The following is a 14026-nucleotide window of genomic DNA, read 5'->3' on the forward strand; positions in this document are numbered from 1 at the left end:
CACTCGCACGCACGACACCACGGAGGAATCAATGACCAGCGACCGCACACCGGTGACCGTCCTCGGCCTCGGCCGCATGGGCGCGACGATCGCGGAGATCCTGCTGCGCAACGGCCACCCGGTCACGGTGTGGAACCGCTCGCCGGGCCGGGCGCCGCAGCTCGACGCGCTCGGCGCCGTGCGCGCCGACACCCTCGGCGCGGCGCTGCGGGCCGGCGCGCTGACCATCGTCTCGGTCTACACCACGGAGATGGTGGCCGAGCTGCTGCACGCGGTCCCGGACGACCTGACCGACCGCACCGTGCTGAATCTCTCGACGGGCCGCCCCGAGGACGCCCGCGCGCTGGCGGAGTGGATCACCAAGCGGCACGGCCGTTTTCTGGATGGATCGATCCTCGGCATGCCGGAGACGCTGGGCACGCCTGCGTCGACGATCGTCTACAGCGGCTCTCCTGAGGCCGAGGCCGAGCATCGCGCGACGATCGCCGAGCTGGGCACCGCGAAGCACCTTGGCGCCGACACCGGACTGGCCGCCGCGCACGATCTGGCGGTGCTGGCAGGCATGTACGGCCTGTTCGGCGGCTTCTTCCAGGCGACGGCGATGATGCGCCGCGAGCAGGCGAGCGCAACGGAATTCACCCGCGAACTGCTGGTGCCGTGGTTGCGCTCGCTGCTCGACACCCTGCCCGCGCTCGCCACCCAGATCGACACGGACGAGTTCCCGGTCACCATGGCCAGCGTCGAGGAGCACCAGATGGTGCTGCGGATGCTGCTCGACGCGAACCGCGCGCAGGGCCTGCCGACCGACCTGCTCGATCCGGTGCTCGGCTTGCTCGACGCGGGGATAGCGCGCGGCAACGGATCGGAGAGCCTGACCCGCGCGGTCTCGGTCCTGCTCGACCACCCCGTCCACGTCTGAAAACAGTCCGGGCACCCGTACCACCATGTGGCGCGGGTGCCCGTAAGGTTCACCCCCGGCGCCGGATTCGCGTCCAGCGCCGGGATATCTCAGCTCAACGCAGTGCGCGGGCCAAGTTCGCATCAAGGGCGCCGAGGAATTCCTCGGTGCTCAGGTAGCCCTGATCGCCGCCGACGAGCAGCGCGAGGTCCTTGGTCATCTGGCCGCCTTCGACGGTCTTGATGACGACGTCTTCCAGCGTCTGCGAGAAGCCGATGACCTCGGGGGTGTTGTCGAGCTTGCCGCGGTGCTCGAGCCCGCGCGTCCAGGCGAAGATCGACGCGATCGGGTTGGTCGAGGTCGGCTTGCCCTGCTGATGCTGGCGGAAGTGCCGGGTGACAGTGCCGTGCGCGGCCTCCGCCTCACAGGTCTTGCCGTCCGGGGTCAGCAGCACCGACGTCATCAGGCCGAGCGAGCCGAAGCCCTGTGCGACAGTGTCGGACTGGACGTCGCCGTCGTAGTTCTTACATGCCCAGACGTAGCCGCCCTCCCACTTCATCGAGGAGGCGACCATGTCGTCGATCAGGCGGTGCTCGTAGGTCAGGCCCGCCGCGTCGAACTGGGTCTTGAACTCGGCGTCGAAGATGTCCTGGAACGTGTCCTTGAACATGCCGTCGTAGGCCTTGAGGATGGTGTTCTTCGTGGAGAGGTACACCGGGTAGTTCTGCTGCAGGCCGTAATTGAACGAGGCGCGCGCGAAATCGATGATCGAGTCTTTGAAGTTGTACATGCCCATGACGACGCCACCATCTTCGGGCATCTTCACGACCTCGTGCTGGATCGGCTCGCTGCCGTCCTCCGGCGTGAAGGTCACGGTGACCGTGCCCGCCTGGTACACCTTGAAATCGGTGGCGCGGTACTGGTCGCCGAACGCGTGGCGGCCGATGATGATCGGCTTGGTCCAGCCGGGCACCAGGCGCGGAACGTTGGAGATGATGATCGGCGCGCGGAAGATGGTGCCGCCGAGGATGTTGCGGATGGTGCCGTTCGGCGACCGCCACATCTTCTTCAGGCCGAATTCCTTGACGCGATCCTCGTCCGGCGTGATGGTGGCGCACTTGACGCCGACGCCGTGCCGCTTGATGGCCTCAGCGGCATCGATGGTGACCTGGTCGTCCGTCTTGTCTCGGTACTCGATACCCAGGTCGTAGTACTCGAGGTTCACATCGAGATACGGGTGGATCAGCTTGTCCTTGATGAACTGCCAGATGATCCGGGTCATCTCGTCGCCGTCGAGCTCGACGACGGTGCCTTCAACCTTGATCTTGGACATGGATCTTCGCGTCCTCCTAGGATGGTGCCCTCGTTGCACGGCCAGGCTGTGCTTGACAGGCGGCATTCACTGGGCCTTCGTGGTGACGCAAGCTGCCGCCTCAGGCCTGACGCTCATGCCGCAATCACGCTTGTGAGCGGACCCCAGCTGTTCCAACAGACAACGTATATGCCCCGCGTTGTCCGCGAGACGTCTGGTGCAAACAAGACAAGCGTACTGCTGCCGCCCTCGGCGGTGTGCGGGCAGCCCCCCGAGTGAGAAACCCCACGAACTTACTGGCTGGTAGGTCAATCTGGCAATTCCGGCGGCTGTCCGACAACGCCCCAGGTCCGCGAACCGCAAGGCGGAACGCGGACCCGGGGCGGTGTTGTTCAGACCCCGACGTGCACCGGGCGCGCACCGTCCTCGGCGCCCTCGATCAGGTTCTCCGGCCGGTCCTTGATCATCAGCGCGATCACCGGGATCGCGGCGAGGAAGAAGCCGGCGCCGACGTAGAACGCCACGTCGTAACTGTGGATCGAGGCGCGCGCGATCAGGTTGTCCACGGTCGCGTTGTTCTGCGCGTAGGTCTTGGCGACCTGCACCGAGATCGTGGTCAGCAGTGCGGTGCCGACCGCGCCGCCGACCTGCTGCGCCGCGTTCAGCAGCGCACTGGCCACGCCCGAGTCCTCTTCTTCCACCTGATGCAGCGCGACGGTCTGCATGCCGACGAACAGCGGACCCATGCCGAGCGCGATCAGCACCTGCGCGGGCAGCACGCTCGATGCGTAGCTGTCCCCGAAGCCGAGCTGCGCCAGCCACACCAGTCCGAGTACCCCGAGCACCGCACCGGCCACCATCAGCGGACGCGGGCCGAGCTTGGGCAGCAGCGCGCTGGTGACACCCGCCGAGATCGCGATGCCCGCCGGGAAGGGCAGGAACGCGAAGCCCGCCTTCAGCGAGGAGTAGCCGAGCGTGACCTGGAAGTAGTAGCTGAGGAACAGGAACATCGCGAACATCGCGATCGGCACCAGCAGCGCAGCCAGGAACGCGCCGCCGCGGTTGATCTCACCCGGAATGTGCAGCGGCAGCAGCGGGTTCGCCGAGCGGCGTTCGATCGCGACGAAGGCGATCAGCAGTGCGGCGCCTGCGACGAGCAGGCCGAGGGTGCTGCCCGCCAGCCAGCCGTCGTCGGCGGCGCGGCTGAAGCCGTAGACGATGGCGATCAAACCGAGTGTCACCGTCACCGCGCCGGGTGCGTCGTAGCCGCCCTTGCGCGGGGCAGGAACATCCTTGACCACCCAGGCCAGCGCGCCGACCAGGGCGAGCAGCGCGATCGGGGTGTTCACCAGCAGGCACCAGCGCCACGAGGCGTACTCGGTCAGCGCGCCGCCCGCGATCAGGCCGAGCGCGGCGCCACCGGCGGAGATGCCGGCGAACACACCGAAGGCGGTGGCCCGCTCGCCCGGCTCGGTGAAGGTCACCGACAGCAAGGACAGCGCGGCGGGCGCGAGCAACGCCGCGAAGGCGCCCTGCAGCGCGCGCCCGGCGAACATCTCCGCGCCGTTCTGGGCGAGACCGGCCAATGCCGACGCGGCCGCGAAACCGATCAGGCCGATGATGAAGATTCGCCGTCGGCCCAGGTAGTCGGCGAGCCGGCCGCCGAGCAACAGCAGGCCGCCGAAGATCAGCGTGTAGGCGGTCAGCATCCACTGTTTGTTGCCGTCGCTGATGCCGAGATCCTGCTGGGCGAACGGCAGCGAGATGGTCACGATGGTCGCGTCGAGGACCACCATGAGCTGGGCCAATGCGATCACCGCCAGGGCAAGCCAGCGGGCGGAACTGCCCCGCTGGGTCGGAACGTCTACCGCGGTCGCAGTGTCGGTCACTGTGGTCTCCTCGTCGTTCGAAGTGCTCGACCATCCTGACACTTGGCGACATTTGTCGTCAAGGGAAAAATGTCGCACTCCGACATTTGGCGGTTCAAGACAAGAAGAGGACGGTGTGCGATAGCATGTGAACATGCTCGAGTCACCGACGCCGACGGGCGCGAGTGCCGCAGCGGAACACCCTGCGAGCGCCACCCCACCCCACGGACCGCACCCGGCCGGACTGCGTGAACGCAAGAAGGAACAGACCAGGTTGCGGATCATCGAAGTGGGCCTGAACCTGTGCGACACACAGGGATTCGACGCGACCACCATCGAGCAGATCGCCAACGCCGCCGACATCTCGCCGCGCACGATCAATCGGTACTTCGAGAGCAAGGAAGACATCGTGCTCGGGCCGGTGGTCGACTTCGGGGCCGCCATCGCCGAAACGCTGCGTGGGATGCCGGTCACTGGCAACGAGCTGCAGTCATTGCGCGAAGCGTTCCTGCAGGTCGTCGACCGAGCGTCGGCCGACAACGCCACCGGCCCGGTCACCTTCCGCCGATTCCAGCAAATGCGGCGAATCATGCGCGGCAGTTCGGCGGTCAGCGTGCGCAGCATCGATCACGCCGAGGCCAAGAACGCCCCGATCGCCGGTGTGCTGGCCGAGCGGCTCGGCACCCAGCCCGACGCCCTGCCGGTGCGGATGATCCTCGGCGTCTGGCAGTTGGTCGGCCAGCTCGGCATGGAATGCCAGGAGGTCGCGTTCGATGACGACGATCTCGAGTCCGCGGCACAAGCCTCGCGCGCGGCCTTCACCTCGACATTCGACGAGTTCCTTCGCATCTGCTGCGCCGATCGCGGGTGAGGTTTCGGGCCGCGCGCGGCCGTTGGCTATGATGCGAAACAGGTCATGAGTGCCAGCGCGAAGCCCCGGCTTGCTGGACGGCAACCCTCCAGCAGCGGTGGGGTGCTCCGGGTGATGACCGGGCTCTCGAAGGTCGAGAGCAAGCGCGCCGTCCAGGAGGTTCCCTTAATGTGTCGTTTCCCGTTACCCGAGAACCACCTCGCATCGACCATGCATGCACAGTCCGCCGGTGTCACGGCGGCGGCGACGTGACCGTGGATACCGAACCGAGCGTCGCACGCGCCGCCGGGGTGGCCCTGCCACCGCCGGACGGACGCCTCGGCATCATCCCGATCGGCGACCTGACGCTGGAAAGCGGCGCGGTCATTCCGCAGGTCCATCTGGCCGTGCAGCGCTGGGGTGAGCTCTCCCCGGAGTTGGACAACGTGGTGCTGGTCGAGCACGCACTGACCGGCGATTCGCACGTGGTCGGTCATCCGGACGACATCCACCCGCTGCCGGGGTGGTGGGACGGGATGGTCGGGGCCGGCTGTCCGCTCGACACCGACGAGTGGTGCGTGATCGCGACGAACGTGCTCGGCGGCTGCAAGGGCAGCACCGGGCCTTCGACCCTGGCGCCGGACGGAAAGCCTTGGGGTGCACGGTTTCCGGAGATTTCCATCCGGGACCAGGTGGCGGCCGAAGCCGCACTGATGGACCGGCTCGGCATCGACCGCCTCGGCGCCGTCGTCGGCGGGTCGATGGGCGGCATGCGGGTGCTGGAGTGGATGGTCGGCGCGCCGGACCGGGTCGGCGCCGCACTGGTCCTCGCCGTCGGCGCCCGCGCCACCGCCGACCAGATCGGCACCCAGACCACCCAGATCGCCGCGATCAAGGCCGATCCGGACTGGCAGGGCGGCGACTACCACGACACCGACCGCGCCCCGATGAGCGGCATGGGCATCGCGCGCCGGATCGCGCACCTGACCTATCGCACCGAGGACGAACTCGACCATCGCTTCGAGAACAACGCGCAGGACGCCGAGGATCCCTGGCAGGGTGGGCGTTACGCGGTGCAGAGCTACCTGGATCACCAGGCCGACAAGCTGTGCAACCGTTTCGATCCCGGCACCTACGTGCTGCTGACCGAGGCGATGAACCGGCACGACATCGGGCGCGGGCGCGGTGGGGTGCACGCGGCATTGGCCGCTACGCCGGTGCCGTGCGTGGTCGGCGGTGTCGACTCGGATCGGTTGTATCCGTTGCGCACTCAGCGCGAACTCGCGGACGGGCTGCCCGGCTGCGACCGACTGGAGATCGTGCATTCGCGCGATGGGCACGACGGGTTCCTCACCGAGGCGACGGCGGTGTCGAAGCTGCTGATCGAGACGGTGCGGTTGGCTCGGCTGCATCGCCGGCGCCGCGACTGAGTTCGCTTCGCAGGCAGCGCTGTTCGCCGAGCGAGCGCGGATTGTTCGGCGCGCCGACCACGGTCCGACCGAAAGCGGCTCGGGCGCAGGTTATTCCGCGGTCGGCGCGCCGACGAGCAGCCGGACGATGGCGTGTACGAAGCCCTGCAGGCGTTCCCTGGGATACTCGTCCGGCTCGCTGACCGCCAGCCGGCCGAGCATCTCGGCGACCTGCAGCAGCGAGTTGGTGAGCAGGGCGGAATCCACACCCGCCCATCGAGGTTCGAGCGTCGTGCCCATCCGGACCAGCGCTTCGGCCTGATCGAAGATGCCTGCCCGCGACGTCCGTAGCGCTTCGCGGTATTCGTCGGGCGCATTGCCAGGACCCGCCAGGATGAGTCGCCACCTGGTCGGATTCTCCAGTGCCACACCGACGAACGCCTCGACCGTCGCCGAGGCGGCAACCACCGGGTCGGCGCCCATCAGGTCCGCGGGCAGGGTGTCGGCGACCTGCTCGAGGCCGCGTTCGCGTTCCCGTTCCAGCAGTGCCGCAACGAGTTCGGCGCGGGTCTTGAAGACGGTGTAGAGCACCGGCTTGCCGACGCCCGCCTCCTGGGCGACCGCCTCCATGCTCAGCTCGTGCAGTTCCACCCGGCTCAGCACCGTGAATGCGGCGTCGAGCAGTTGCGCCCGCCGCTGCTCGGGGGGTAGGCGGGGCGCATAGCGCCTGCGCGGCCCGTCCGCCCTGGCCCGCGATGTCGTCACTGCCGCCTCACCTTCATGCGGTCCATCCTGGCACCCGCCCCGGTATCGATCCGAATCTCGCCGGTAACAAATGATACGCACCCGTTGTATTCATTTCGAGCAATTGCTACGGTTGCGTTGCATTCACCCCGCGCGACGGGATGATCACCGCAAAGGAGCATGTGATGCACTTCGATCCGACCACCCTGCGCCGGGACGACTACGGGTTCTTCGGCCCCGACTCGCCGAGCTGGAAGATCTGGACCGCGCCGACCGCCGTCATCGGCTTCCAGCGTGCGGTGGTGCTCGAGCATTTCGACCCGTTCCTCACCGCGGCCGTCGCCGACTCGCGCGGCATCTACAGTGACCCCCGCAAGCGCCTCGATCACACCTTCTCCTACTTCCTGATCGCCGCGATCGCCGACGGCCGCACCGCCATCCAGGCGGCCGAGCATCTCATGCAGATCCACGCGCCGATGACGGGCATCGAGCCGATCAGCGGAAACCGCTACAGCGCGAACAGCCCGGAGACCCAGCTGTGGATCCACATCACCGGCTGGCATTCGGTGCTCAAGGCCTACGAGGTGTTCGGGCCCGGCCCGCTGACACCCGAGGAAGAGGCGCGCTACTGGCACGAGTGCGCGATCGCCGCGGAGCTGCAGACCTGCAAGCCGGAGGACGTGCCGCGCAGTCGCGCCGAGGTGCGCGAGTACTTCGCCAGGGTGCGACCGCGCCTGTGCACCTCCGAGAAGGCCGAGGAGGGCATGCATCATCTGCTGTGGACCTCGCCGCGCAACGGTGCTGGCATCTCGTATGCCATTGGTAGCAGGCTGCTTTCGCTGGCCTCGGTGGCGACCCTGCCGAAGTGGATGCGCAGGCTCGGCCGCTTCGATCGCTGGGGGATCGTGGATCTCGCGGTGAAACTGCCGGCGAAGGTGCTGGTATGGAGCTTCACCCGGTTCAACTCGTTCGGATTGCTGTTCGCCGCACCATTCGTCGCACCGATGGCGGGCCAGATCCTCGAGGAGCACCTGAACGCGGCACCGCCGACCCGGCCCGAGACGGTCACCCCGAGCGAGGCACGCGCCTTGTACGGCAGTCGATCCGGACGCGCCCTGATCGCCGAACCGGCCTGACCTCGCCGGTTCCCCGCTGCATCGAGGGGTGCGGCGGGGAACCGGTCAGCTTGCCGCCGCGCGGCGGGCCGCCTCGATCCTGTTGATGTTGGTCTCTATCCAATCCCGCAGTGCCGCAATGGGTGTGCGCAGGCTGTGCCCCAGCTCGGTGAGGGTGTACTCGACGCGCGGCGGCACGGTGGGATGCACTGTGCGGGTGAGGAATCCGTCCGTCTCGAGCTGACGCAGGGTCTGCGTCAGCATCTTCTGCGAGATGCCATCGATGCGCTTGTGCAGGTCGGTGTAGCGCATGGTGCCGTCCGCGAGCGCGTCGATGATCAGCACCGTCCACTTTCCCGCGACATGATCGAGCACCTGGCGGGTCGGACATTTGGCCGAGTAGATGTCGGCAGGCAGGCCGGAGCCATCGATGAGCGTACGCACCTTTCCCACTGTAGCGCACTCGAAGGTGCCTTCTTCCCATTGGAGTGTCACTCTCCGATAGTAAGAATTATGGAAACACAGACACTTTCGGTTCCCGCCGCAATACGCGCCCGCCGTACCACCCGCCACTTCCGGCCCGATCCCCTCACCCCTCAGCTGGTCGACGAGCTCGTCGACTTGGCGGTGCAGGCGCCGAGCGCATGGAACATGCAGGATCGGTCGATCGTCGTCGTCACCAGCGAATCCGGACGACAAGCGTTGTCGGCGGCCGCATTCGGCCAGCCGCAGCCGCTGGAAGCACCGGTGGTTCTCGTCTTCGTCGCCGATCCGACGGCCTGGCAGGACAGCAACGCCGACATTGCCGCGCTGGCTCGCCACAACGGCGCCTGGAATGCCGAGTTCACCGCACTGTTCGACTCCCGCAGCGAGTTTCATGCGCTCAGGGAGCGCGGACTGCTGCGGGAGAACGCCATCAAGAACGCGATGATCGCGGCCACCTACGTCATGCTCGCGGCGACCAGCCTCGGCCTGGCCTCGGCGCCGATGAACGGCTGGGACCCCGATTCGGTGAAACAGGCCATCGGGATCGGCGACCGCGACGATCTGGCCATCGCGGTATTGGTCGCCGTCGGCTACAGCGATGCCGCGCCGCCGCATCCCGGCCGCAGGCCGCGCGAGCACACGGTGTTCACCGAACAGTACGGGCGCTAGACGCCGCCGAGGTTGATGGTGGCGACGATGAGGACGATGGCGGAGCCGAGCAGAGTCAGCGCGCCGACGTCGAAGGGCTTGCTCCGCACCGCGAGCAGCCCGACCCGCGCGGTCGGCAGGCACAGCCGGAACGCCGCGGCCAGCAGCGTCGCCCCACCGAAGAACAGCGTGCCGCGGCGCCAGCGCTCCTGCGCCACGAACACCACGGCCACCACGATGACCGCCGCCACCACGATCATGGGCAGGTGGTGGCGCAGGAACCCGGAGCTTGCGGTCGCTACCCGTTGGTCCACAGTGGACGTCTCGCCGTCGGTCACCCCCCGATTCTTACAGAGACCTCTGCTCGCGCGCCGCCGACGGGCTCGGTCGACGGCGGCGACACCCCTTCAACATCGCTACTACAGGGCGTAGTTTGAAAGCAGAGTCGAACGAAAGGGTGGGGCAATGCGAGCGTTGACACGGATCCGGCACTACGGGCAGGCAGTGCGACAGGCCAAGCGCCATCGATCCGATCTCATCGGCTGGCTGCTGCGCAGGCCCCAAATCCTGCTCAGCACGCTCATCTTCGAGACGGCCCTGCTGTTCGCCAATCGCCTCGACCCGCAACTCGAGGAGCTCGCCGAACTGAAGACCGCGGGCCTGATCAACTGCGAATTCTGCCTCGACATCGGCTCCGCTCTTGCCGCGTCGTCCGGCCTCACCGAACAGCAACTCCTCGATCTCCCCCGCTACCGAACCAGCGACGCCTACACCCCCGTACAAAAGCTGGTCATCGCCTACGCCGAAGCCATGACCGCCACCCCCGCCGTGTCCATGGACGACCTCCGCGCCGACCTGCTGACGCATCTGTCGAAATCCCAGCTCGCCGAACTGGCCGCCGCGATCGCCTGGGAAAACCAACGCGCCCGCCTCAATCAAGGCCTCGGCGTCCGACCGACCGGAATGGCCGAGGGCATGGCCTGCGCCCTCCCCGAACGGCCAGCGACACCCTGAGATTCGCTGCATCTATTCGAATTTCGTTGTCGCCAATCGAACACCCTTGTCGCCGAGCTGGATCGATATTATGATCCGCTGCCCTAGTTCGTAAAGTGTTGTGTATCAATAGATTTCGAAGACACCACAAATGCGGCCCTGCTAAAGTCGACGGCGTCGACGTCGATGGACTAGGGAAATCACACCCTCGGCGTGACCTGCGCAGACACCCCGAGGTGGCCACGTTTCACGAGATACGTTGGTACAGTTCGACGAAGGGCAGCGCACAATGAAATATGTTGGCAGCGTTCTGGCTACGGTCGGCGCGGTTCTTGCATTGACCGTCGGTGCATCCAGTGGCGCGAACGCCACTCCCGACGCACCCGCCATCGAGATGGCGGCAAAGGGCAGGTTCGAATACACCCACCACGGTAAAGAACGCGATCTCGTCAATCCCAAGAACAACCAGTGCTATCGGATCGAGGGAGATGGTCGCGTCCAAAACAACACCAACCGCAAGGCCGAGCTCTACCGCGGCGATAATTGCCACGGCAAGGTCGAGCGGGTTCTGGTCCCCGGCGAAAGGGATCGAAAAGTTGAATTCAGTTCGGTGATGTTCGTTCGTTAAACCCCAGGCGCGGAACGGAGTTCACCCCACGCTTCGGAACGCGCCATCATAGAGTTCCGTAACCCGTTCGCCTCTTTCGTCATCCAGACAAAAGGGGCGAACGGCGGCGGCGGACCGCTCGCGCTTGATACGGGAGCCCACAGCGTCAGCGACCAGCGGCACCTGGTTGACTTGGCCTGTGTTCCGACTGATGTTTCATGAACCGTGCATTCCTGGGAATACGGGTAATGCGATCCGTCTGGTTGCCGGTACCGGGTGTGAGCTGCATCTGGTGGAGCCGTTGGGGTTCGACCTCTCGGAGGCGAAGTTGCGGCGGGCCGGATTGGATTACCACGATCTGGCGTCGGTGACCGTGCACCCGAATTTGGCGGCGGCGTGGGAGGCGTTGCGGCCGGAGCGGGTGTTCGCGTTCACCACGCAGGCGAGTAGTCGGTATACCGATGTCACTTATCAGGAGGGGGACGTGTTGTTGTTCGGGACCGAGCCGACCGGGTTGCCCGCTGCGGTGCTGGAGGACGCGCACGTGACCGCACAGCTGCGGATTCCGATGTTGCCGGGGCGGCGATCGATGAACCTGTCCAATGCGGCGGCGGTCGCCGTGTACGAGGCGTGGCGGCAGCACGGATTCCCCGACGGGATCTGAACCCGCACAAGGAAATTCGAGATCAGAGATCGATGTCGAAGCGTTTGTGGCGGGAGGTGGCTCCCGAGGCCAGGCGGACGGCGGATTTCGCCACCCCGTAATGCTCGGCGAGCAATTCGATGGCTGCCTTGTTCGCTTTGCCTTCGACGGCAGGAGCGCGCACGTACAGCGTGAGAGTGCCGTCGTCGAGAATTTCGACGAGCGGGCCTTTTCGGCTGTTCGGTTTGATCGTCGCCCTGACGCTGATCGGCATGCATCTCTCCTGTCGCTGCACAGCTCGATGGGGCCGTAAATATCACGGCCCCATCGTCTTTCCGTAAAACTGTCGAGCGCTTAGGACTCCGAGGAGGTGGCCGTTCCTGCACCAACCGGCTTCTCGGCAGGCTGCACTGCAGGCCCGCTCGCCGCACCCGATCCGATCGGCGGCATCGGCCCGACCGAACCGCCTGTGCTGGAACCGGTCCCGGTCGACCCGCCGCCCTTGGTGCGCCGCACCACGAACCGCACGATCGCCCACACCGCCGCAGCGAGCACCGCGAGGAACCCGAGCCACGGCAACGCCTTACCGGCGAACACCACCGCGTCCTTCAACCAGTTCACCAGCGAGTGCCAGCCTGAGACGATCCCGTCCCAGAAGCTGTCCGGCCCTTGGTCGGCCTTCTTGGTCGTTGTGGTGACGTCGATGGTCAGGGTGGACAGCGAAACCTCGTCGTCGAGGTGCTTCTTCTGCGCGGTCAGGCTGTCGAGTTCACCCTGACGGCTGGACAGCGCCTGTTCGGCGTTGATCAGGTCGGCGGTGTTCGTCGCGCCCGCGATGAGGGCACGCAGCCGGTCGACGGAGGTCTGCAGTGCCTTGATCCTGGCGTCCAGGTCTTCCCACTGCATGGTCACGTCGTCCCGATTGGTGCTGACCCGGGTGACTTTTCCGATGCCGCCGAGACCGTCGACGAAGCGATCGGTCTTGTCGGCGGGCACGCGCACGGTGAGCGTGGCGCTGGCATCGGTGTCGTCGGTGCCGGGCTGTTCGGTCCTGCTGTCGACCCGCCCACCGACGTCGCGCACCCGGTCGACGATCTTGCCCGCCGCCTCGACCGGCTTGTCCGCGGTGAGATCCACGCTGCCGGTGACGACTTCCTTACGCGCCGTGACGGTTTCACCGCCGGTGTTGTTGTCCTTGCGCATCGGCCCTTGTTCGCGCAGCCCAGGCACCGTCGCGGGCGCAGGCGCCACCGTGGCCGATGCGTAATCCGATCGCCCCGGCATCGGCGGCGCGGATTTGTTCGCGTCGTCGCCGTTGCCGCAGCCCACAAGCAAAGTCAGACCCAAGAGTCCGATGCACAGCACTGAAAGCTTCCGCATGACTCGCACAGTAGCCGCCGTTACTGCGGAAACAGCACGACATAACGGTTCTCTAGAAGCCTTCTAACACTTCTCTAAAGCAGTGATCATCCGGCGATTCCGGCCTCGATAGCCCGAATCCGCGCCGTCAGCGGCGGATGCGTGTAGAGCAGTCGGTCGCGGAGCGCGACCAGTCGCCCGGCGGGCGGCTTGCGCGCCGCCCACTCGCGCATGGCGCCCGCCAAATCAGGACCATAGCCGAGCTCGACCGCCGTTCGATCGGCGGCGAGTTCGTCGCGCTGGCGCCGGGCCGCCCTGGCAAACGGCTCGACAACGAGCAACACTCCGAGCGTGATCGCGGCGGCCGGACCGAGCACCGGCGTCAGCAGGACAACCGCCACTGGCAGCAGCACCACGGCCAGCACGCATCGAACGACCAGCGCGACCGGACCGCGCCACCGCGCGCTCTGCCCGAACAGCCTGCCTACCGCCCATAGCGGCCGCCCCGGCAAGTCGACCCACATGTCGAGCAGCCGCACCCGAGGGTCGACGTTCACATGGTGTCCGAGTTCGTGCGCGAGAATCGCCTCCAGCTGCCTGGGTTCGAGGGTCGCGATCGCACCGCTTGCCACGGCGACGATGCGGGTAGGCATGGCGAACGCCATCATCCCCGGATTGTTTTGCACCCGAAGCGCATAGGGCCAGCCGTCCACGCCGGGAGCGCGGGTGACGTTCGCCCACGCGGCGGTCAGCCTGGCGGACTCGGGCTCGGTCGGCAGCCTGCAGCCGAACGCGGCGGCGATCGTGCCGCGCTGCGGCGTGAACCATGCCGCGTCGAAGAGATACCCGCCGACGCACAACCACAGCACCACGGTCGCCGCAGCCCACCATTCCCCCGCCAGTGCTCCGATGAGGTAAATGACCATGGCACTGAGCAATACGGTCGGCAACCCGAGCACCAGGGTGGCAACGACCGCCAGGAATCGCCTCCGGTGCACGAACGGTGGCGCGTCCGGCGGTGGTGTGTCAGCGTGCATGAACCCTCCCGATTCCCGCGCTGGACAGAACGTTTCATCCTACGGCGGCTGCCGTCC

Annotated in this window: 16 protein-coding genes and 1 riboswitch; of the genes, 8 read left to right on the forward strand and 8 right to left on the reverse strand. The window is 66.6% G+C overall.

What is annotated here, in order from left to right:
* The first annotated feature begins 31 nt into the window (after positions 1-31).
* On the forward strand, positions 32-919 hold the full coding sequence (locus ACGFNJ_RS22410) for an NAD(P)-dependent oxidoreductase (protein WP_393451307.1): 888 nt from the start codon (positions 32-34) through the stop codon (positions 917-919).
* A gap of 94 nt (positions 920-1013) precedes the next feature.
* Here ACGFNJ_RS22410 and ACGFNJ_RS22415 read toward each other — a convergent pair whose 3' ends face one another.
* Positions 1014-2231, reverse strand: coding sequence for an NADP-dependent isocitrate dehydrogenase (locus ACGFNJ_RS22415; protein WP_393451310.1), 1218 nt, complete (start codon positions 2229-2231; stop codon positions 1014-1016).
* A 371-nt stretch (positions 2232-2602) separates the two neighbouring features.
* A complete protein-coding gene (locus ACGFNJ_RS22420; RefSeq protein ID WP_393452225.1) occupies positions 2603-4006 on the reverse strand; it encodes an MFS transporter in 1404 nt (467 codons plus the stop codon).
* Positions 4007-4232: 226 nt separating this feature from the next.
* Between ACGFNJ_RS22420 and ACGFNJ_RS22425 the strand changes: the two genes are divergently transcribed.
* Complete coding sequence (locus tag ACGFNJ_RS22425) at positions 4233-4949, forward strand: TetR/AcrR family transcriptional regulator (protein ID WP_393451313.1); 717 nt, start codon at positions 4233-4235, stop codon at positions 4947-4949.
* A gap of 41 nt (positions 4950-4990) precedes the next feature.
* A riboswitch (SAM riboswitch) is annotated at positions 4991-5101 on the forward strand.
* 96 nt (positions 5102-5197) lie between these two features.
* On the forward strand, positions 5198-6358 hold the full coding sequence (locus ACGFNJ_RS22430) for a homoserine O-acetyltransferase (RefSeq protein WP_393451316.1): 1161 nt from the start codon (positions 5198-5200) through the stop codon (positions 6356-6358).
* Positions 6359-6448: 90 nt separating this feature from the next.
* On the opposite strand, the gene ACGFNJ_RS22435 is transcribed toward ACGFNJ_RS22430, so the two are convergent.
* On the reverse strand, positions 6449-7102 hold the full coding sequence (locus ACGFNJ_RS22435) for a TetR/AcrR family transcriptional regulator (RefSeq protein WP_393451319.1): 654 nt from the start codon (positions 7100-7102) through the stop codon (positions 6449-6451).
* Positions 7103-7266: 164 nt separating this feature from the next.
* Between ACGFNJ_RS22435 and ACGFNJ_RS22440 the strand changes: the two genes are divergently transcribed.
* Entirely contained in the window at positions 7267-8217 is a 951-nt protein-coding gene (locus ACGFNJ_RS22440; protein WP_393451322.1) for an oxygenase MpaB family protein, read from the forward strand.
* A 45-nt stretch (positions 8218-8262) separates the two neighbouring features.
* On the opposite strand, the gene ACGFNJ_RS22445 is transcribed toward ACGFNJ_RS22440, so the two are convergent.
* On the reverse strand, positions 8263-8640 hold the full coding sequence (locus tag ACGFNJ_RS22445; RefSeq protein WP_393451325.1) for a winged helix-turn-helix transcriptional regulator: 378 nt from the start codon (positions 8638-8640) through the stop codon (positions 8263-8265).
* 69 nt (positions 8641-8709) lie between these two features.
* On the opposite strand from ACGFNJ_RS22445, the gene ACGFNJ_RS22450 reads away from it, so the two are divergent.
* Entirely contained in the window at positions 8710-9351 is a 642-nt protein-coding gene (locus tag ACGFNJ_RS22450; RefSeq protein ID WP_393451328.1) for a nitroreductase family protein, read from the forward strand.
* Here the strand turns inward: ACGFNJ_RS22450 and ACGFNJ_RS22455 are convergent.
* Positions 9348-9590, reverse strand: a complete 243-nt coding sequence (locus ACGFNJ_RS22455; RefSeq protein ID WP_069163702.1) for a DUF3017 domain-containing protein — start codon at positions 9588-9590, stop codon at positions 9348-9350. The genes ACGFNJ_RS22450 and ACGFNJ_RS22455 overlap by 4 nt on opposite strands.
* A 205-nt stretch (positions 9591-9795) precedes the next feature.
* Here ACGFNJ_RS22455 and ACGFNJ_RS22460 point away from each other — a divergent pair, with 205 nt between their 5' ends.
* The 3 genes from ACGFNJ_RS22460 to ACGFNJ_RS22470 all read left to right on the forward strand — a co-directional run bounded on the left by ACGFNJ_RS22460 (position 9796) and on the right by ACGFNJ_RS22470 (position 11594).
* Positions 9796-10344: a carboxymuconolactone decarboxylase family protein gene (locus tag ACGFNJ_RS22460; protein ID WP_393451331.1), complete on the forward strand. Its 549-nt coding sequence runs from the start codon at positions 9796-9798 to the stop codon at positions 10342-10344.
* 268 nt (positions 10345-10612) lie between these two features.
* Positions 10613-10951, forward strand: coding sequence for a hypothetical protein (locus ACGFNJ_RS22465; RefSeq protein WP_393451334.1), 339 nt, complete (start codon positions 10613-10615; stop codon positions 10949-10951).
* 178 nt (positions 10952-11129) lie between these two features.
* Complete coding sequence (locus ACGFNJ_RS22470; protein WP_393451337.1) at positions 11130-11594, forward strand: tRNA (cytidine(34)-2'-O)-methyltransferase; 465 nt, start codon at positions 11130-11132, stop codon at positions 11592-11594.
* Positions 11595-11616: 22 nt separating this feature from the next.
* On the opposite strand, the gene ACGFNJ_RS22475 is transcribed toward ACGFNJ_RS22470, so the two are convergent.
* The 3 genes from ACGFNJ_RS22475 to ACGFNJ_RS22485 all read right to left on the reverse strand — a co-directional run bounded on the left by ACGFNJ_RS22475 (position 11617) and on the right by ACGFNJ_RS22485 (position 13969).
* A complete protein-coding gene (locus ACGFNJ_RS22475; protein ID WP_393451340.1) occupies positions 11617-11847 on the reverse strand; it encodes a DUF167 domain-containing protein in 231 nt (76 codons plus the stop codon).
* A gap of 80 nt (positions 11848-11927) precedes the next feature.
* A complete protein-coding gene (locus tag ACGFNJ_RS22480; protein WP_393451343.1) occupies positions 11928-12953 on the reverse strand; it encodes a DUF4349 domain-containing protein in 1026 nt (341 codons plus the stop codon).
* 86 nt (positions 12954-13039) lie between these two features.
* Positions 13040-13969, reverse strand: coding sequence for a M48 family metallopeptidase (locus ACGFNJ_RS22485; RefSeq protein ID WP_393451346.1), 930 nt, complete (start codon positions 13967-13969; stop codon positions 13040-13042).
* Between the last annotated feature and the right edge of the window lie 57 nt (positions 13970-14026).

The organism is Nocardia sp. NPDC049149 (assembly GCF_043197455.1).
Taxonomy (GTDB): Bacteria; Actinomycetota; Actinomycetes; order Mycobacteriales; family Mycobacteriaceae; genus Nocardia.

Coding starts and splice junctions, on each gene's coding strand:
- ACGFNJ_RS22475 (WP_393451340.1), bottom strand. CDS start 11,847: ATGCCGATCAGCGTCAGGGCGACGATCAAACCGAACAGCCGAAAAGGC.
- ACGFNJ_RS22420 (WP_393452225.1), bottom strand. CDS start 4,006: ATGGTGGTCCTCGACGCGACCATCGTGACCATCTCGCTGCCGTTCGCC.
- ACGFNJ_RS22480 (WP_393451343.1), bottom strand. CDS start 12,953: ATGCGGAAGCTTTCAGTGCTGTGCATCGGACTCTTGGGTCTGACTTTG.
- ACGFNJ_RS22410 (WP_393451307.1), top strand. CDS start 32: ATGACCAGCGACCGCACACCGGTGACCGTCCTCGGCCTCGGCCGCATG.
- ACGFNJ_RS22485 (WP_393451346.1), bottom strand. CDS start 13,969: ATGCACGCTGACACACCACCGCCGGACGCGCCACCGTTCGTGCACCGG.
- ACGFNJ_RS22465 (WP_393451334.1), top strand. CDS start 10,613: ATGAAATATGTTGGCAGCGTTCTGGCTACGGTCGGCGCGGTTCTTGCA.
- ACGFNJ_RS22425 (WP_393451313.1), top strand. CDS start 4,233: ATGCTCGAGTCACCGACGCCGACGGGCGCGAGTGCCGCAGCGGAACAC.
- ACGFNJ_RS22415 (WP_393451310.1), bottom strand. CDS start 2,231: ATGTCCAAGATCAAGGTTGAAGGCACCGTCGTCGAGCTCGACGGCGAC.
- ACGFNJ_RS22450 (WP_393451328.1), top strand. CDS start 8,710: ATGGAAACACAGACACTTTCGGTTCCCGCCGCAATACGCGCCCGCCGT.
- ACGFNJ_RS22440 (WP_393451322.1), top strand. CDS start 7,267: ATGCACTTCGATCCGACCACCCTGCGCCGGGACGACTACGGGTTCTTC.
- ACGFNJ_RS22460 (WP_393451331.1), top strand. CDS start 9,796: ATGCGAGCGTTGACACGGATCCGGCACTACGGGCAGGCAGTGCGACAG.
- ACGFNJ_RS22455 (WP_069163702.1), bottom strand. CDS start 9,590: ATGATCGTGGTGGCGGCGGTCATCGTGGTGGCCGTGGTGTTCGTGGCG.